A 17,185-nucleotide genomic window follows, 5' to 3' on the forward strand; every position below is an offset into this window, starting at 1 on the left:
TCATGCTTAAGTTGTTTGAACACCATACGCTCAACGTCAATGATATAAACGAAGAGCAAACCGCAGTTGAGGTTAAAAATCTCAACTTATGGTTTGGTAACAAGCATGTGCTGGATGATATCAGCATGCGAATACCAAAAAATAAGATCACGGCTTTAATTGGGCAAAGTGGTTGCGGAAAGTCGACGTTGATCAGCTGTTTTAACCGTTTGAATGACTTGTACGACGGCTGTAAATACAGCGGAGAAATCATCATTGATGGTAGAGATATCAACAGTCGAAAAGTAAATGTGTCGCGCCTTCGAACCAAAGTGGGTATGGTATTTCAGCGACCAAACCCGTTCCCTATGAGCATTTACGAAAACGTATGTTATGGATTAAAGCTTCAAGGCATTAAAGTACGACGTCATTTAGATGATGCTGTTGAAGGTGCACTTAAACAGGCGGCCCTTTGGAACGAGGTAAAAGACAGGCTGTTCGAATCTGCCCACGTACTTTCGGGGGGACAGCAGCAACGCCTTGTTATCGCCAGAGCGTTAGCACTTAAACCCGATATTTTGCTTTTAGATGAACCTACATCAGCGTTGGATCCACTCACCACCTTGTTTATTGAAGAATTGATGGATTCATTAAAAAAGCAGTGCACTATTATTATTGTGACGCACAATATGCAACAAGCAGCGCGTGTAAGTGATTACACCGCGTTTTTCCATCAGGGAAGATTAGTGGAATACGCTGATAGCGATACGTTGTTTACGATGCCTGATAAGAAACAAACAGAAGATTATATTACCGGACGCTATGGCTAGTTACTTGGTAAGTCATCTTACAAGTGGTCATGGGAAAAGTGTACTCAACGCAAGCGCGTTGGGTCTAAACAGTCACAAGAGGCAGTGAAATGCGCCAAGTTGCTTTAAATACTCACATCTCTGGTACGTTTAACATAGAACTGGAAAACTTGCGTAATTCAGTACTTACTATGGGTGGCGAAGTAGAGCAGCAGCTCGTAGATACGCTTAAAGCGGTTAAACATAATCACGCAGGCTTAGCAGAAAAAGTTGTACTCAACGATTTAAAAATCAACTCAATGGAAGTGCAAATTGACGAAGAATGCTTGCGTATTATTGCCAAACGCCATCCTACTGCCAGTGACTTACGTCTAATCATGACGATTTCTAAAGCCATTACTGATATAGAAAGAATGGGTGATGAAATTGAACGCATTGCCAAACTGGTTACACGAAACAAACTACCTTCTTCAGACACTATCAGAAGCAGCATGCTACTAATAGGTGAGCGTGTCGCAGCAATGATGCGCGGTACGTTTGATGCGTTTGCACGGCAAGACGAAGACGCCGCATTAGCGGTATACGATCAAGATAACCGAATCGACAGTGAGTACAAGAAGCTATTGACTTACACCACGCACGAGATGGAAAAAAGTACCGAAGACATGCAAGACTGGCTTGATGTGCTTTGGGCATTGCGCTCATTAGAACGTATTGGTGATAGGTGTAAAAACGTGTGCGAGTACGTTATCTACTTAACAAGAGGCACCGATGTTCGTCACACACCACTGGAAAATATTCAGCAAAAGATAGAAGATTTGACGTAATCTTGTCCAATTGGTCAACGCAATTTTGCGTTGAATAGTCTAAATTCAATCTGCAGTGAAATTTATATGTCATAAAACTGCAATATTTGGTTGTTTTATCATCGCATAGTAATAATTCAGTACTCTTTTATCGTTTTTCAGTGATTTTCACTATGGCTTCGAAGACGATTACGTTATCATGCGCCGCAGCCAAGAACAGATCGTGCAAAATTTAATCGAACCTTATGATAAAACACAATTTGTCTTTAACTTTTGTCTCTAGCCTTTGTGGCCCAGAGACCATGCTACGTAATCATGTAGCATCCAGCCTAAATCGCGTTTAGATCGGGAGCGATTATCCGTGGAATTTTTTGAAAGTTACGGCCTAATTCTTATTCTTCTTGCCGCTGGCGTTGGTTTCGTCATGGCTTGGGGTATTGGAGCGAATGACGTTGCTAACGCAATGGGTACGTCAGTAGGTTCTAAAGCTTTAACTATAAAACAAGCAATTATCATCGCGATGATATTCGAGTTTGCTGGTGCCTACCTTGCTGGTGGGGAAGTAACCTCGACAATTCGAAAAGGGATTATCGACTCTACTTATTTCATAGATATACCTGAATATTTAGTGTTGGGTATGATCTCGTCATTGTTTGCAGCCGGTATTTGGCTTGCTGTGGCGTCATGGTTGGGTTGGCCAGTGTCTACTACCCATTCTATTATTGGGGCAATTATCGGGTTTACGGCAACAGGCGTAAGCATGGATGCCGTTTCATGGGATAAAGTGGGCGGTATCGTGGGGAGCTGGGTAGTCACTCCTGCGATATCTGGTGTCATTGCGTATCTTATTTTTATGAGTGCACACAAACTCATTTTCCAGACTCAATCGCCTTTTGAGAATGCAAAGCGATATGTGCCTTTCTATATGGCGTTGGCAGGCTTTGTAATGTCGCTTGTTACCATCAAGAAAGGTCTGAAGCACGTAGGCCTGGAACTAAGCGCAACTAACGGATACTTGCTTGCTATTGGCATTGCTGTATTGCTGGCGTTTCTTGGAAAATGGTTTATTGGCCGTATGAAATTCAGTGGTTCAGAGGATGCTGACTTACAAGCAGCCAATGTGGAAAAAGTGTTTGCACTTCTTATGGTGGTTACCGCGTGCTGTATGGCATTTGCGCATGGCTCAAACGATGTGGCCAACGCTATCGGGCCATTAGCTGCAGTAGTAAGTGTGGTTAGCAGCGGTGGTGAAATAAACTCAAGTGCAACACTTGCTCCTTGGATATTACCGTTAGGCGGTCTGGGCATTGTGGCCGGTCTGGCGCTGTTTGGCCATCGCGTTATCAAAACTATTGGTCAAGGTATTACGCATTTAACGCCAAGTAGAGGTTTTGCCGCAGAGCTTGCTGCTGCATGTACAGTTGTTATCGCATCAGGTACTGGCTTACCTATCTCAACAACACAAACCTTGGTTGGTGCAGTATTGGGTGTAGGTTTAGCGCGAGGCGTTTCGGCACTGAATCTGGGTATTGTGAGAAATATCGTGGTGTCTTGGATAGTTACGCTTCCGGCTGGAGCAATATTGTCGATTATTTTCTTCTTCATTTTGAAAGCCGCGTTTGGCGTAGAATAATCGTAATAAACGCAATCCATCGGATAGCCGATAATACAAAAATGCCGCTAAGGGGAACCTTGGCGGCATTTTTATTTGTGGTGTATTAGCCTTCTCGCATTGCTACTAAACACGAACAAGCATACAACGCGTTTATTTTTTCACTGCAATTGGCGTTTCAAAACCGCGCGGTTTAACGCCTACTACAGCGCATTTTAGCTGATGAATCGTTTCCTCAGCAGTTCCGCCCATAATAAAGCCTGGAACGCCTAAGCGTGCAACGGTCCCCATAACAATAATGTCGGTATCAAGTGACGTTGTAGTGGCGGCTATTTCTCTTCGCGGGTAACCATGCACAATGTGTTTTTGAGGTTTAAGATAATCAAGTACATCGTCATCTAATTCTTCGCCAAGTTCCGTGAGCAGGCTATCGAGTTCTTCTTCACGCTCTGAATGGATTTTAGCAAGGTCGGTTTCCATGCGATCGTTATCTACGGTAATAAAACCATCTCTTGCAATATTTTCTGGCACCGCATCGAACACGTGTACGATGTGAAGTTGTGCAAACTCCAACAGCGCTATTTGGCTTGCATGACGCAAAATATCGCGGTTTAGATCGCGTCGTATCGCCACTTCATGTTCGGGATAGTGGTAGTTTAAATCGAGTGCCGCAACAACATTTTTGTACTGGCTGCGCGGCTGATGGTTGATAATCCATACTGGACATGGACATTTTCTAAATAAGCGCATATCTAAGCTGCCAAACAGCTTGTCCAAAAAACTTTCCTCTGCGCGCTTAATCACTAAATCGATTTTGTGTTCAAGCACATAGCTCACTACATCGATAAGGGGCTGGCCGACGGTCACTTGAGTCGATACATGGTATTGCTTACCCCAACTTTCGGCTTGTTCGCTAAGCCAATGATTTGCCTGCGTCTCCATAGTTTGCTGCGAATCAATATAGGAAAAAGATTCCATTACCATACTGGCATTAGGCGGTAATGCTTCCAGAGAAAGCATAATAGTAAGATTGGCTTGGTGGGCCTTTGCGATATGAATGGCTTGTGCCACGGTATCATCTTGACGATGGGAGTCGGTTAAGACACATAGAATATTCTTATAATGGCCTTTCATGGCGTCCTCTGTGGCAAAAAGATTAAGTAGTAGAACATCAATCCACTACGAGCTTGCTTGAAGCGAGAATACACTGACTGTATTTATCCTAACCCTACTTTTCTGCACTTTCCAGCCACCGCTTGACGAATTCTTAAAACGGTAAAGATTGTTACCGTGTGCATGGGGCGCGAGTTAGAGTTGGGTTGTTTATAATCTTTATGTTAGATTAAACCTTTCTATTTTAATTCATTTTTATTTTACTGTGAGAAGCCTATGAAGTGGCCGAATCTTAAGCACCTACATTACTTAGTTACGCTTCACCAAGAACAGCATTTTCACAGAGCAGCGCAACGCTGTAATGTGAGCCAGTCGACACTAAGCACCGCAATTCAAAACCTAGAAGAGCATTTTGGTAGTCAATTACTAGAGCGTGAGCATAAAACATTCGTATTCACTTCGTTGGGTTTAGACATTGTCGAACGCAGTAAAGTACTGCTTCAAGAAGCCGGTGAATTGGTGGAATATGCGCAAAATGCTGGCAATTGGCAGCGTGGCACACTGAAGTTAGGTGTTATACCTACAATCGCACCATTTTTGTTTGAAGGTATGATGGGCGCGTTCAGTGCGTTCTTGCCTGAAATTAACCTGGAAATGCAAGAAGATACTACCGAGAAGCTATTACAGCAGCTTACCGATGGACGTTTAGACTTACTTATTCTTGCACTTCCAATGGAAACGCCTGGATGTAAGCAAATGATTCTTGGTCATGACCCATTTCACTTAATAGCCCATGAGGAAATGGCTGAAAAGCTGCCAAACCCAGTTGATATTTCAACACTGCCAAAGAAAAGCATATTTTTATTACAGCAAGAGCACTGTATGACAGGACATGCGGTGAGTGCATGTAACCTGCAGCATAGCGATCAAATCAGTAAAGTAGCTGCAAGTAGCCTTTACACGTTAGTGCAGTTAGCCAACAGTAAAATGGGGTATACCTTTTTGCCAGAGCTTGCATTAAACCAATCTATCTTAGAGCACACGGGCCTAAAGAGCTTTCCTGCAGAAGAACAGGGATATAGAGAAATTGGTTTAGTATGGCGTTCGGGTACAACACGTATGCAGCTTTTCCGTCGCATTGGTGAAATCATTTCTCCATTACTCCCCATTCCAACGCTTAAATAGCACACCCTAGCCAATCATTTTTACGGCGTGTTAATGCTGACACGCCATCCACGTCTTTGCCCAATTCGTTCTTTTTTCCAAAAAAAAGCAAAAAAGTACAAACTTTTTTACCCACGCCCTCGACTTAATGATTAAGTTAAAGAGATCAACAACAAAACGGGGAACGCCGTGTTTACGAAACGAGATGAAAAACTCGTGGAACAGGCATTAAAAGGAAACAAAAAAGCGTGGTTTACGCTTATTTCTCGCTACGAATCAGCCATGTATCAATACGGGCTTCGCATGACAGGAAATAGCCACGACGCCGCAGATTTAATGCAAGAGATATTTATCTCTGTGTTTCGCAGTCTCGCTTGCTTTAAGGGCGAGGGTAGCTTTAAGAGTTGGTTGTATCGCATTGCCCATTGTCGCTGTGTTGAGCTATATCGAAAACGCCGTCCACATACCGACATTGACGATGTAGCCACGCCAATAAGCGAAGCGCCGTGCCCTGAAATGCAACTCAACAGTAACAGAGAGAGTCGCGCATTGACGCAAGCAATGCAGCAATTGAGTTTAAGTCAAAAAGCCGTGGTCGAATTAAAGTTTTTTGGGCACTTCACGTTTGAAGAAATAGCCGAGCAAATGGACATCTCTACCAATACGGCGAAATCTAGACTTTACGCTGCATTGGCTAAGTTAAAGTTGGAGTTAGAGCAATGACTTTACAAGAAAAAGAAGTGCTATTCGCTGCGTTTATTGACGGCGAACTAAGCAAAGAGCAACAAGCTGTATTTAATGAGCTTGTTGAAACAGACAGTGAATTTGCTGCCCGAGTTGAAACCAGCGAAATGCTTAACAACTTTGCAGACAATTTTGCTGCCCCACCTGTGCCACAGTGGAATAAAGAGGCAACGTATTTCGGTAGCAATCCTCGTGCTGATAAAAGCCCGTGGTTCTCGCTACCGGGCATTGCAATGGCAATGTCTGCCTGTGCAATGGTAGTGGTGCTAAGTGGAGCGCAATTATCATTTAACGATAGTGGTATTGCGCTTACCTTCTCGCAAAGCGCAAATCAACCTTCACAGGCGCCTATGGGTCAAAATGACATTGATGAACTTGTTGCTAAAAAAGTCGCTGAAGCATTGGGCGAACAGCGAGAATTCTATCAGCAGGCTAATCAGTCTTTGTTTAAAGAGTACGCTCAAGCATTGTCTAGTCAGCAACAGCAAAATAGCGCGGAGTTGACCAAATATCTGCTGGCTTCTAGCCGCGAAGAGCGCAAGCAAGATTTTGCAGAACTATTGAAGTTTATTAACGATCAGCGCATAGACGATCAGCGTTTTTATGCACGACAGTTCAGCAGACTTCAAGATGAAATTGATGATATGGAGATGGGGTACAGTGCTGTGCTTACGCCAAGTGGTGCAAGTGGCGCAGGAGCATCTTCTTATCCAGTAAACAACACGCAGCCTTCGTTAGAAGACTAAACCTAAAGATTAGACAGGTAGGTGGAATTATGAAACGTTTATTAACCGCATTAGTGCTATGCACCACAGGTAGTTTGGCCTTTGCTCAAAACACAGCAAAGTATGATGAGTTAGCTAACGAACTAGAAATTATGTCCGGCGTGCTAAAAACGTCGCTACGTCAAAATGTATCTTCAGATAATTGGCGCGTAAGTAACATAGAAACGAGCTATTTAGCTGGACAGGGGGCGGTATTTACGTTGAATGTTCGCGGTCAAAGCAGCTCTTGGATACGAGATATTGAAACCATGGTTGAAGGACTGGTAGTAATGACGCCACCAGCACCGCCAGAGCCACCAACACCCAACTTAACAGGCTCGCTTGAAAACATTGATGATATTGTGTTTGAAGCCACGCGGGAATGGGAGGCTTATGCTGATGCAACGAGTATGCGTTTTGCCGAGGCCTTCTCTGAAAGCCATGAGCGAGTGAGAGATTTGCGCGCTATGCAACGAGAGATGGCATGGGAATCAAGAGAAGCTGAACGTCAGCTTCGCGACATTACGTTTGAACTTCGTCATGCTGATGAGGAAAGAAAAAAGGAACTATTAGCTGAAAAAGAAATGTCTCAGCAAAAACTTGCAAAAGTTGAGGCTAAAGCGAAGTCAATGAAAGAAGAATTAAAAGCGTTAGAGAAACAACAGGAGAAACAACTTGCTGAGCGCAAAGAAAAGCAGCAGCAAGCCTATAAGCGCTTCTTAGCCGGGTTTGAAGTGGGCATGAGCGATACCCTTTGTCGCTTTGGCTCGGGACTTCGCGGCTTGCCAGACAATGAACACATTAGTATGGTTTTAAAAGACTTTGATACCAGTGAAAATAACCAGCGCAAAGACAGAATTTATGTGTTCACGCGCACGGATATTGTGAAGTGCGTACAAGAAAAAATAGATGCGAATAAATTACTCGCTAATGCCGATGTGTATAGCTTTTAATGCAGTAATCTAAATGCGTGGCGCAGTGTGACCAAGTTCCGCTGCCCACGCTAATTCAGAGCGCAACAAACCGTTAGCGGCATTTGCACCAAAACTATGAAGCGCGCCATAAGCACTGTTAGAAGGTACTCGGCGGTAGTGACAAAGCGCGTAGAAAAGCAGGCTGCAGCGGTGCTGCGAACCATCACAATGTAAATAAATACGCGCACCTTCACTTAACATTTGAGATAGTTCATGAAGGTACTGATGCAGGTGAACATCTTCAGTAGGCGACTTTGCAGAAGGGTGAAGGAACGGCACCCATAGCCATTCAAGACCCGCTGCTAAAGCACCATCTCGTATTCTAGGCGCATCTTCTTCACTGGTTTGTACTGTGGCAAGGTGTGTAACCCCTAAACTTTTTAGACGAGGGTATACATCATCAGTGGGTTTCTTTCCAAGACAGATCTTGCCTGCACCAAGGGAAAACCAAGCAATACTGGGTTGCTTTTCTGATGTATCTTGCGTCGATTCCACGAAGTAATACTCGCCTTTTAAGGTTTACAACAATTGACTTTACTGTGTAGTCATACCACAAAATAGTAGATAGAGAAGTAGTGACAACTACAACCACCAATGACAAACACATGCCATATGGCGTGAGTGTACTTTACTTTTTTGGCAACGTAAAAACATACGCCTACGCTAAAGCACAAACCGCCTGCTACCAATAGCCATAGCCCTGCGCCGGGTAGTGCCATGTAGAGCGGATAAATAAGCCCTAATGCTATCCATCCCATTAATAGATAGGTCATTACCGACACTTTAGGAAAGCGATGCTGTGCCACAAGTTTAAAGGCAACACCCGCAATGGCTAAGCACCAAATAATGGCTGTCATAGTGATTCCCAGCACACCACCTATGGATACAAGTAATAAAGGTGTGTAAGTACCTGCTATCAACAAATAGATTGCACTATGGTCAAAGAGCTTGAGCCAGCTTTTGGCTTTGTGATGTGAAATGGCGTGATACAAGGTAGAGCTTAGAAACATTAATATCAGCGTAGAACCGTATATGGCAGCGGTAGTCAACTCTAGTGTATTGTCGGCTCGATAGAGCATAAAAACCAAACCAACAATGGCCGCAATCAATCCCGCACCGTGGCTGATGCTATTGAGCCATTCTTCCACAACAGAATACGCTTTGGCGGGAATTTGCTTCGCTTTCTCTTTTGCGGCATTGGCAGTTTGCGTAATCGCATTTGAAGTCGTCATGCTGGCTCCACTGATATTGCTAATGACATTACTAATATTGCTAAGTGCTGTATTGCCTTGTCGCGTGCGTTGATACATCTAATCGCAACATAACGTCAGAAAAAACACGCTTTTTAGGCGAACACTTGTTCGCTCAATACGTTGATAATAGCAAACTGAGCGCAAAATGTGATGACAATGCAGTGACATTTTACAGGTTATCGTCAGAGGCTGATTGCGAAAAACATCCACCGAGCTTATCAAGTAAGTCTCTTAGCATGTGGCTTTCCTCTTTCGTCATCCCCTGTAGTTTACATAGCATCTGTGTGGGAACTTCTTCAGCAACCGCTTTTTTCTCTATACCTTCGGTCGTAAGTTTTACCCGTCGCACGCGTTTGTCGTTGTCGTCTTTAATGACGGTTAAAAAGCCCTTTGCTTCAAGCTTCTTTAAGATAAGCGACATGGCACCACCGTCAATATCAGTGACCTCTAATAGGTTCGCGATAGTGATATCGTCGTTTTCCCAAAGCGCCATTAACGTGACGTACTGAGGGTAGGTTATATCAAGGGTTTTCAGCAAGGGCCGGTATGCCCGTGTAAAGGCATTCGACAATGTATAAAACCGATGACATAACTGATTTTCTAATTTTAGGAGTTCAGACATGGTACGGCCTCGTTAAAAAATGATTTTATATTTTGCATGCAAAGTACTTGATCTGCAAGATGGGATAGTGTTAATTTATTTTGCATGCAAAGTATGTGGGTTTGGTAAGGTAAGTTTTAGTATGCCAAGCGCACCAAATTAATGAACGAAAGGAGAGCATTATGCACAAGCTTCAACAAGTGGTTTATACCGGCACAGCAACTGCGACGGGTGGTCGAGAAGGTACGGCAAAATCAAGTGACGGCAAGCTATCACTTCAACTGTCTACACCAAAAGAACTGGGCGGTGCAGGCGGAGAGGGTACTAACCCTGAGCAAATGTTCGCAGCGGGTTACTCTGCGTGTTTTATTGGTGCGCTTAAGCACGTGGCGGCGGCACAGAAAATTAAATTGGCCGACGACATTAATGTAACGGGTGATGTAGCCATTGGTCCTATCGAGCAAGGCTTTGCTATTGCGGTTAAACTTACGGTTGATTTAGGCGACATGGACAAGGCGCAAGCACAGGCACTCGTTGACACTGCGCATCAGGTTTGCCCTTACTCAAACGCTACTCGCGGCAACATTGAAGTAGAGATTTCAGTTAAGTAAATACATCGTACTATTCGTGTAATGGTCGCTTAATATTCGCGTGATTCCTAAAGGCTTGATAACATAAACCGTGTTATCACTACCTTTAGGAAGTCACATGAATAAATATGGATTACTGGCAGCATGTATAAGCATGCCAGTACTTTTTGCTTGCAGCGAAAGTAGCGACGTCGCCTCTCAAGCGCAAGGCGCCAAAGATAGCGCTGTTCAAAATACCACGCGAGATACAACACAGGGTACAGATCAAGCGTTGAACTCACACGCTGAGATTGCCTCTGGTGTTGATTATCACTCCTTTGCTAATCCAGGCGAAGTTCGAGTAAAGCATTTAACTATCGACCTTACAGCAGACTTCGATACCAAACAGCTTATTGGTGAAGTGACCTTAGACGTTGAACGCACTGCTCCTGAAAACAACACGCTTGTGCTTGATACACGTGCACTCGATATCAAGAGTGTAACGGCGCAAGGTAGTGATATCGCATTTGAAATGGGTAAGGTTGATGATGATTTAGGTACACCGCTTTCAATCACACTACCAGAAGGCGTAAACAGTGTAACGGTAGCTTATTCAACGTCGCCAGAAGCGTCGGGCGTACAGTGGTTAACTCCCGCGCAAACAGCCGGTAAACAACACCCTTTCTTGTTTACCCAAGCACAAGCTGTGCATGCGCGTAGTTTCATTCCACTTCAAGACTCGCCTCAAGTGCGCGTTACTTATGATGCCACGATTAAAACACCGAAATCGTTATTGGCTGTAATGAGTGCTTCGAATGATCCAACAACAGAGCGCGACGGTGAGTACGAATTCACTATGCCTCAGCCTATTCCGTCATACCTTATTGCGTTAGCTATTGGCGACCTAGAGTTTAAAGCAATGGGCGAGCGCACGGGCGTATATGCTGAACCTGCATTGTTAGAAAGCGCGGCAAAAGAGTTCGAAGACACGGAAGCCATGCTAGAAGTGACCGAAGAAACATATGGTCCATACCAATGGGATCGCTACGATTTGTTAATTCTTCCTCCTTCTTTCCCTTTTGGCGGTATGGAAAACCCGCGTTTATCGTTCATCACCCCAACGGTTATCGCGGGTGATAAGAGCTTAGTGTCGTTAATTGCGCATGAACTTGCACACAGCTGGTCTGGCAATACCGTAACCAATGCAACGTGGCGCGACCTGTGGTTAAACGAAGGCTTCACCACCTATCTGACCTACCGCATTATGGAAATGATCTACGGTCATGATCGCTTTAAAAAAGAAACGGTGCTGGGATATCAAGACTTACAAAATGATGTTGCTGCGCTAGACGCCAACGATGAGATACTGGCAATCGACCTACGCGGCCGCAATCCAGACGACGTATTTTCAAATATCCCTTACGAAAAAGGCGCGTTGTTTTTACGCGAAATTGAGCACAAGATTGGTCGTGAAAACTTTGATGCATTCTTAATGCAATACTTTAAAGACTTCGCGTTCAAGAGCATTACAACCGACACCTTTATCACTTACTTAGAAGATACATTACTAAAACAGTATCCTGACAAGCTAGATGCCAAGCGTATTAACACTTGGATATTCGAACCGGGTATTCCAGAAGGTGCCCCTAAGCCTGAATCAGATGCTTTTGCAAAAATAGACACTACGCGCAATGCATGGCTAGCCGGTGAAGTGAAAGCGGCTGATATCGATACTGCACAGTGGACAGTGCATGAGTGGTTATACTTCCTTAACAACATGCCAGAGTCGCTAAGTGCAGAGCAGCTTGCAGAGCTTGATGCTGCATTCTCATTAACGTCAACGCAAAACAATGAAATAGCGCACAGCTGGCTAATGATTGCAGTTGAGAACAACTACCAACCTGCCTTTGAACGTTTATATAGCTACTTAGTCACTATTGGTCGTAATAAGCTGGTTAAGCCGCTTTATCGCGAATTGTCTAAAACGCCAGAAGGCAAAGCCTTTGCGAAACGTGCGTTTGAAGAAGCGAAGCCGGGCTATCACCCACTGACGGTGAAAGCTAACGAGGGTTACGTTCAGTAATAATTCTCTCAGTAGTAATTGCGAAAGACAAAAAATAAAAGCAGCCTTAGGGCTGCTTTTTTACTTTCAGAAAGAGCAACATTTCCAAGAGTTAATCCCAACCATAGCTGACAGATCCTGTCGGTATAAAGTTTCATAAATGTTCCGGCAGATGCTTTTAGCTTTTTCGTGTTTGAGCGGCAAGCGTAGCCATTAATGCTTGTTTACAATTTGCATCCACACTTAAGATTGATTTTTACCTATTCGACCAGACACTATACAACTGTTATGTTTCTTAGTGGCAGACGATTAATCAGTGGCAGTTGATTAAAGAAAAGCAACAACAATAAAAACTTTTTGGTCTGCGTCTGCGGCTCTATTAATAAGCACTGAAACGGAGTTGGTATGCGTTTACTCAAAATAGTCCTGATTGCCCTGGTGATAACGATCAGCCCCATGGTGTCCGCCGCCGATGCATCCGACTTAAATAAGCTCGATCAGTATTTAACGACTGCTGAGAACAACGGTTTCAGCGGCGCCGTATTAATTGCTGAAGACGGTAAGCTTCGTTTAAATAAAGGTTACGGAAAAACAGAGCGACAAGGGAGTACGCCTATTACCGCCGATACCTTGTTTGATACCGGTTCTGTAACCAAGCAGTTTACCGCCGCTGCAGTGATGCATCTTGTACAACAGGGCAAACTAAGCACTGCAACGCCAATTAGCCGGTTTTTTAACAGCCTGCCCGAAGATAAACAAGCTATCACTCTACATCAGCTCCTTACCCATTCAGCCGGTATTGCCAATGGCATTGGAGCGAGTGATTTTACACACGTCCCGACCAATGAGTTTTTTAACCGGCTGTTTGCTTTACCGCTTTATTTTGCACCAGGTGAAGGCTATGCCTATTCAAATGCTGGTTACAGTATTCTGGCGCGGATCATTGAGCTGGTAAGCGGGGTGTCTTACGAAGAGTACCTTCAAAAGGCCTTGTTTGAGCCAGCCGGTATGTACCATACCGGTTATCTTAATCCGGTATTGGCGGAACTCCCTGCGGCTGCAGGGTATTTGTTTGGCGAAGTAGAGACGGGTAGTACCCGGGATAAGTACTTTGAGGATGCAGCTATCGCCTGGCCACTGAAAGGAAATGGCGGCATGCTGTCCACCATGAATGATATGTATCTGTGGGCACAAGCGCTACAGAGTGAATCGGTGTTGTCTGCAAAATACCGCGATCAGCTCTTTGAGCCCCATGTAGCAGAAAACGAGGAGGGCACCAGCCACTATGGTTATGGTTGGGCAGTCATGCCAACCCCACGGGAAACCACTTTTATTGGTCACAATGGCTCAAATGGTACCTACTACTTTGACTTTCGATGGTTACCAGATGAAAAAATATTAATCCTGTTTGCCTCAAATGCATTGGTGGAAAGTACCATGGCCTTGCCTTATAACATCGAGCAGTACCTTTTTGAAAAGGAACCGTTACCAGTCTATGAGACCGGCATCACCAGCCAAATTGTAGGACTATCGCTAAACACAACCGGTAGCCCTGAGCACAAAAAGGCAGTGTTACAGAAAAATTTTGCCAGCAAGATTGATAACAAGCGTATTCTGAATCGTGCCGGTTTGCGGTTAGTGGATCATGAACGATATAACGACGCAATAGCCCTGTTGCTGCTGAATGTCGAACTCTACAGCGACGACGGTAATTTATGGGACAGTCTGGGGGAAGCGTATTTTATAAAGGGGCAGTATGCACCGGCTAAGCAGGCTTTTACCCAAGCGATTAAACGTAAGCCTGCAGAAAATTGCTTTTGGTGTGATAACAGCGCTACACGTCTAAAACAAATCAGTGATGCAGACTAAATACGGGCTTTTGGCCGCTGTATTTTAACCGGTATAGTGATAAACATACCGGCTGCACTTACCTGAATCGTGTTGCGCAGCGCTTTCAATCACACTAGTAAACGGCGTAAACAGTACTTAAATATCACGCTGTTTTTCCACACTTTTCGTAGGTGCTACTTCATTGTGTCGATCTATTATGACGAATCAGCGTAGCAATAAATGATACTTCAAAATAAAAGTGAAGCATTCATCGCTTTTGTGAAGGATTTACGAATTATTATTGCTAAGGAACTCGATATGTATACACAGAAATTGCACCCCGCTACTCAATTTCCCGATATTACGGTTAAATCGTCTTCAGATGAGGTTGTCGCACTTGCTGACAAGCAAGAAGGATGTGACTGGAAAATGGTTGTAGTGTTTCGGGGAAAGCACTGTCCAATCTGTACTAAATATCTCAACAAGCTTGAAGAATTCAAAGGTCGGCTACGAGAATTAAACGTCGACTTAGTTGCTGTTAGTGGAGACAGCAAAGCGCAACTTGAAGCGCATCTGAAAGATCTCTCCATCAGTTTTCCTATTGCTTACGGCCTAACTCAGCAAGACATGGAGACACTAGGACTTTACATCTCAACGCCTCGTTCAGAAAAAGAAACGGATCATAATTTTGCTGAACCCGCGTTATTTGTGCTCAACGAGAATAACGAGATTCATATTGCTGAAATAGCCAACGCACCATTTGTACGCCCCGATCTAGAGCAATTGGTTTCAGGGTTAGAGTTTATAAGAAATCCAGACAACAATTACCCCATCCGTGGCACGTATAAGGCATAGCGTGAGTCAGTTTTAACACTCTAGCTAACGCGACGACTTTACACTCATCGCGACAGGTGCCATGTGCGCTTTAAATCCTGCCACTTCGGTGGCAGGTAGCTTTATGTGCATATCTACACAGTGGGAATAATCGCACTGTGCTATATCGCCTGAAGCTTGTTCTACCAAGTGGCGCACAAATTGTTCATGCTTAAAATCGACCTCTACAAACACATCTTCTAAGCTTATTTCTTGGCGTATCTCTAATTCGTCAATTGCTTGCTGTGCAGCCGCTGAATAGGCTCGTACTAATCCGCCAGCACCCAGCTTAATACCACCAAAGTAACGTGTGACAATAATCATGATGTCACCAATGTCTTTGTGTTGTAGCACATTAAGAATAGGTTTCCCCGCAGTGCCGCTCGGTTCACCGTCATCGGCCATCGCTGCACTAGTGGGCATACTAGGGCTGCCAAATACATAGGCCCAACAATGGTGGCGTGCGTCCGGGTATTGTTGCTTAACGCTGTCTAACAGCGCCATGGCACTTTCGCGAGAATTCGCAAAGGCAGCAAAAGCAATAAACTTGCTTTTTTTAATTTCGTACAGGGTTTCAACCTGATTGGCGGGAACGGGATAACTCATTGGCGCAGTATACCAAATCGTGATGCACATAAAATGATGAATATCTATGAAGTGATGACGTTTATACCTTAGATGTAAACTGGGAACTGAAACTTGAGTTCAGTCTAGCTTTGCTGTACCACATTGCTATAACCTCATTTGTTAATGCTCGGGAATAAGAAAAATACAATGACGCGAGAACGCTACATTCCTTTTAGAAAGCAAGACGTTATTACATTGTGCGAAGACCTGATTAATTGGCCAGATACAGAGAATGCCAATCAATTTGACACGTTCGCAAAGCTTTTGGTGAGCCGTATTCATTACGATTATCACAATCGATTAGAACACCTCAAAGATAACTATGCGTTGTTTGATCCTAACCGTGATACACGGGTGATAGGTCAGATAACTCATACTGACTTACAGACAAGCAAACAGGCATTTTCGTCGGGCTTTGCCGAACTGCTCGACGCTGCAAATTTCGAGAAAGTCACTGATGAGGACCTAAGAGAAGCGCTTAATGAAGAGTCGTTATTTAAAGTGCGCTTAGAAGTACAGTTTGACGATTTTGAAGATGTTGTGTTTTACCGTCGTGGAGAGTCAGTTAAAACCGAAACACTTCGTCAGTGGTGGGGGCTAAGAAAAAGAAAAATTGAGTTTACGCACTACGATCGCGTAGCCGTATATATTACGTTTAAAGACGCAGATTACTTTAATCAAAATAACCGAAAATCACTCACTTTTACGCCCGGCTCAACCATAGTGAAGCTTTTTCAGAACGTCCCAAAAGCCGATTTGGAAATGCTGTTTCCCAACAGCGAAGTGCGCATGAGACCACTCGATAAGCTGATTATTGGCGCGTCGGCGGCAGTAGGAGGCACGGTAGTATTGGTTACTAAGCTTGGCGCATCGCTTATTTTAATGGCGTCAGTAGTGGCGTTTTGGCTAGGGTTAAGAGATGAAGAAGTGAAGCTTACCACGCAAAGTTTAATGACCTTTGGTATTGGTATGGGCGTGTTCGGAAGCTTTGTTTTCAAAGAATGGACAAAGTTTAAAAACAGAAAAATTCGCTTTATGAAAGCCTTGTCTGACAATCTCTATTTTAAAAACCTTGATAATTACGCGGGTGTTTTTCATACCCTTATCGATGCTGCAGAAGAAGAGGATTGCAAAGAGGCGCTATTGGCATATTCCTTTTTGCTTAACTTCGGTAGCGCGGGCATTAGCGCAGAGGAACTCGACGAGAAAATTGAGCACTGGTTTATGCAGCAGCACCAATGCGTACTCGATTTCGACGTGGCCGATGCCCTTAACAAACTTGTGCGTATGAACATTATTTCGCAATCAAACGACGTATTTAAAGCAAAACCATTGCATGAGGCTTGCGCAATACTCGACGATTATTGGGATAATATCTATCAAAGTGCGTAGCAAGTTCACGTTC

At 44.1% G+C, this 17,185-nt stretch carries 17 protein-coding genes; 12 read left to right on the plus strand and 5 right to left on the minus strand.

Annotation, left to right across the window (positions count from 1 at the left end; genetic code table 11):
- Positions 1 to 2 precede the first annotated feature (2 nt).
- The 3 genes from pstB (at position 3) to OZ660_RS04060 (ending at position 3,227) form a co-directional block, all read left to right on the plus strand.
- Positions 3 to 809, plus strand: coding sequence for a phosphate ABC transporter ATP-binding protein PstB (pstB, locus tag OZ660_RS04050; RefSeq protein ID WP_274742640.1), 807 nt, complete (start codon positions 3 to 5; stop codon positions 807 to 809).
- A gap of 89 nt (positions 810 to 898) precedes the next feature.
- Positions 899 to 1,615, plus strand: a complete 717-nt coding sequence (phoU, locus tag OZ660_RS04055) for a phosphate signaling complex protein PhoU (RefSeq protein WP_159623857.1) — start codon at positions 899 to 901, stop codon at positions 1,613 to 1,615.
- A gap of 340 nt (positions 1,616 to 1,955) precedes the next feature.
- A complete protein-coding gene (locus OZ660_RS04060; RefSeq protein ID WP_202263887.1) occupies positions 1,956 to 3,227 on the plus strand; it encodes an inorganic phosphate transporter in 1,272 nt (423 codons plus the stop codon).
- Positions 3,228 to 3,359: 132 nt separating this feature from the next.
- On the opposite strand, the gene OZ660_RS04065 is transcribed toward OZ660_RS04060, so the two are convergent.
- Positions 3,360 to 4,340 (minus strand): universal stress protein, encoded by a 981-nt coding sequence (locus OZ660_RS04065; protein WP_274742641.1) that lies wholly within the window; start codon positions 4,338 to 4,340, stop codon positions 3,360 to 3,362.
- Positions 4,341 to 4,595: 255 nt separating this feature from the next.
- Between OZ660_RS04065 and OZ660_RS04070 the strand changes: the two genes are divergently transcribed.
- From OZ660_RS04070 to OZ660_RS04085, 4 genes are all read left to right on the plus strand, one after another.
- Positions 4,596 to 5,504 carry a hydrogen peroxide-inducible genes activator gene (locus tag OZ660_RS04070; protein WP_159623854.1) on the plus strand — a complete coding sequence of 303 codons (909 nt, stop codon included), beginning with the start codon at positions 4,596 to 4,598 and terminating at the stop codon, positions 5,502 to 5,504.
- A 168-nt stretch (positions 5,505 to 5,672) separates the two neighbouring features.
- The gene (locus OZ660_RS04075; RefSeq protein ID WP_202263895.1) at positions 5,673 to 6,206 is read left to right on the plus strand and encodes an RNA polymerase sigma factor; all 534 of its coding nucleotides are present in this window, start codon (positions 5,673 to 5,675) and stop codon (positions 6,204 to 6,206) included.
- Complete coding sequence (locus OZ660_RS04080) at positions 6,203 to 6,973, plus strand: anti-sigma factor family protein (protein WP_274742642.1); 771 nt, start codon at positions 6,203 to 6,205, stop codon at positions 6,971 to 6,973. The genes OZ660_RS04075 and OZ660_RS04080 overlap by 4 nt, the downstream gene beginning before the upstream one ends.
- A 29-nt stretch (positions 6,974 to 7,002) precedes the next feature.
- A complete protein-coding gene (locus tag OZ660_RS04085; protein ID WP_274742643.1) occupies positions 7,003 to 7,944 on the plus strand; it encodes a cell envelope integrity protein TolA in 942 nt (313 codons plus the stop codon).
- 9 nt (positions 7,945 to 7,953) lie between these two features.
- Here the strand turns inward: OZ660_RS04085 and OZ660_RS04090 are convergent, their stop codons facing one another.
- The 3 genes from OZ660_RS04090 to OZ660_RS04100 form a co-directional block, all read right to left on the minus strand.
- On the minus strand, positions 7,954 to 8,460 hold the full coding sequence (locus OZ660_RS04090) for a hypothetical protein (protein WP_159623850.1): 507 nt from the start codon (positions 8,458 to 8,460) through the stop codon (positions 7,954 to 7,956).
- A 50-nt stretch (positions 8,461 to 8,510) separates the two neighbouring features.
- Positions 8,511 to 9,197, minus strand: a complete 687-nt coding sequence (gene trhA, locus OZ660_RS04095; protein ID WP_274742644.1) for a PAQR family membrane homeostasis protein TrhA — start codon at positions 9,195 to 9,197, stop codon at positions 8,511 to 8,513.
- 190 nt (positions 9,198 to 9,387) lie between these two features.
- Positions 9,388 to 9,840, minus strand: coding sequence for a MarR family winged helix-turn-helix transcriptional regulator (locus tag OZ660_RS04100; RefSeq protein WP_274742645.1), 453 nt, complete (start codon positions 9,838 to 9,840; stop codon positions 9,388 to 9,390).
- A gap of 161 nt (positions 9,841 to 10,001) precedes the next feature.
- Here OZ660_RS04100 and OZ660_RS04105 point away from each other — a divergent pair, with 161 nt between their 5' ends.
- The 4 genes from OZ660_RS04105 (at position 10,002) to OZ660_RS04120 (ending at position 15,135) form a co-directional block, all read left to right on the plus strand.
- Entirely contained in the window at positions 10,002 to 10,430 is a 429-nt protein-coding gene (locus tag OZ660_RS04105) for an organic hydroperoxide resistance protein (RefSeq protein WP_274742646.1), read from the plus strand.
- Between the two features lie 97 nt (positions 10,431 to 10,527).
- Positions 10,528 to 12,471 (plus strand): M1 family metallopeptidase, encoded by a 1,944-nt coding sequence (locus tag OZ660_RS04110; RefSeq protein ID WP_274742647.1) that lies wholly within the window; start codon positions 10,528 to 10,530, stop codon positions 12,469 to 12,471.
- A gap of 384 nt (positions 12,472 to 12,855) precedes the next feature.
- Positions 12,856 to 14,319: a serine hydrolase gene (locus OZ660_RS04115; protein WP_274742648.1), complete on the plus strand. Its 1,464-nt coding sequence runs from the start codon at positions 12,856 to 12,858 to the stop codon at positions 14,317 to 14,319.
- Positions 14,320 to 14,598: 279 nt separating this feature from the next.
- Positions 14,599 to 15,135, plus strand: a complete 537-nt coding sequence (locus OZ660_RS04120) for a peroxiredoxin-like family protein (RefSeq protein ID WP_274742649.1) — start codon at positions 14,599 to 14,601, stop codon at positions 15,133 to 15,135.
- 24 nt (positions 15,136 to 15,159) lie between these two features.
- Here OZ660_RS04120 and OZ660_RS04125 read toward each other — a convergent pair whose 3' ends face one another.
- Positions 15,160 to 15,759, minus strand: a complete 600-nt coding sequence (locus tag OZ660_RS04125) for a YigZ family protein (RefSeq protein WP_274742650.1) — start codon at positions 15,757 to 15,759, stop codon at positions 15,160 to 15,162.
- A gap of 168 nt (positions 15,760 to 15,927) precedes the next feature.
- On the opposite strand from OZ660_RS04125, the gene OZ660_RS04130 reads away from it, so the two are divergent.
- Positions 15,928 to 17,172, plus strand: coding sequence for a TMEM143 family protein (locus OZ660_RS04130; protein ID WP_274742651.1), 1,245 nt, complete (start codon positions 15,928 to 15,930; stop codon positions 17,170 to 17,172).
- The last annotated feature ends 13 nt before the right edge of the window (positions 17,173 to 17,185 follow it).

The organism is Alteromonas sp. 009811495, from assembly GCF_028865455.1.
Lineage (GTDB): Bacteria > Pseudomonadota > Gammaproteobacteria > Enterobacterales > Alteromonadaceae > Alteromonas.

What these genes read in the sequence shown, in the direction of transcription:
- OZ660_RS04125 (WP_274742650.1), bottom strand. Translation starts at nt 15,759, where the DNA reads ATGAGTTATCCCGTTCCCGCCAATCAGGTTGAAACCCTGTACGAAATT.
- OZ660_RS04130 (WP_274742651.1), top strand. Translation starts at nt 15,928, where the DNA reads ATGACGCGAGAACGCTACATTCCTTTTAGAAAGCAAGACGTTATTACA.
- OZ660_RS04110 (WP_274742647.1), top strand. Translation starts at nt 10,528, where the DNA reads ATGAATAAATATGGATTACTGGCAGCATGTATAAGCATGCCAGTACTT.
- trhA (WP_274742644.1), bottom strand. Translation starts at nt 9,197, where the DNA reads ATGACGACTTCAAATGCGATTACGCAAACTGCCAATGCCGCAAAAGAG.
- phoU (WP_159623857.1), top strand. Translation starts at nt 899, where the DNA reads ATGCGCCAAGTTGCTTTAAATACTCACATCTCTGGTACGTTTAACATA.
- OZ660_RS04080 (WP_274742642.1), top strand. Translation starts at nt 6,203, where the DNA reads ATGACTTTACAAGAAAAAGAAGTGCTATTCGCTGCGTTTATTGACGGC.
- OZ660_RS04120 (WP_274742649.1), top strand. Translation starts at nt 14,599, where the DNA reads ATGTATACACAGAAATTGCACCCCGCTACTCAATTTCCCGATATTACG.
- OZ660_RS04070 (WP_159623854.1), top strand. Translation starts at nt 4,596, where the DNA reads ATGAAGTGGCCGAATCTTAAGCACCTACATTACTTAGTTACGCTTCAC.
- OZ660_RS04065 (WP_274742641.1), bottom strand. Translation starts at nt 4,340, where the DNA reads ATGAAAGGCCATTATAAGAATATTCTATGTGTCTTAACCGACTCCCAT.
- OZ660_RS04085 (WP_274742643.1), top strand. Translation starts at nt 7,003, where the DNA reads ATGAAACGTTTATTAACCGCATTAGTGCTATGCACCACAGGTAGTTTG.
- OZ660_RS04100 (WP_274742645.1), bottom strand. Translation starts at nt 9,840, where the DNA reads ATGTCTGAACTCCTAAAATTAGAAAATCAGTTATGTCATCGGTTTTAT.
- pstB (WP_274742640.1), top strand. Translation starts at nt 3, where the DNA reads ATGCTTAAGTTGTTTGAACACCATACGCTCAACGTCAATGATATAAAC.
- OZ660_RS04105 (WP_274742646.1), top strand. Translation starts at nt 10,002, where the DNA reads ATGCACAAGCTTCAACAAGTGGTTTATACCGGCACAGCAACTGCGACG.
- OZ660_RS04115 (WP_274742648.1), top strand. Translation starts at nt 12,856, where the DNA reads ATGCGTTTACTCAAAATAGTCCTGATTGCCCTGGTGATAACGATCAGC.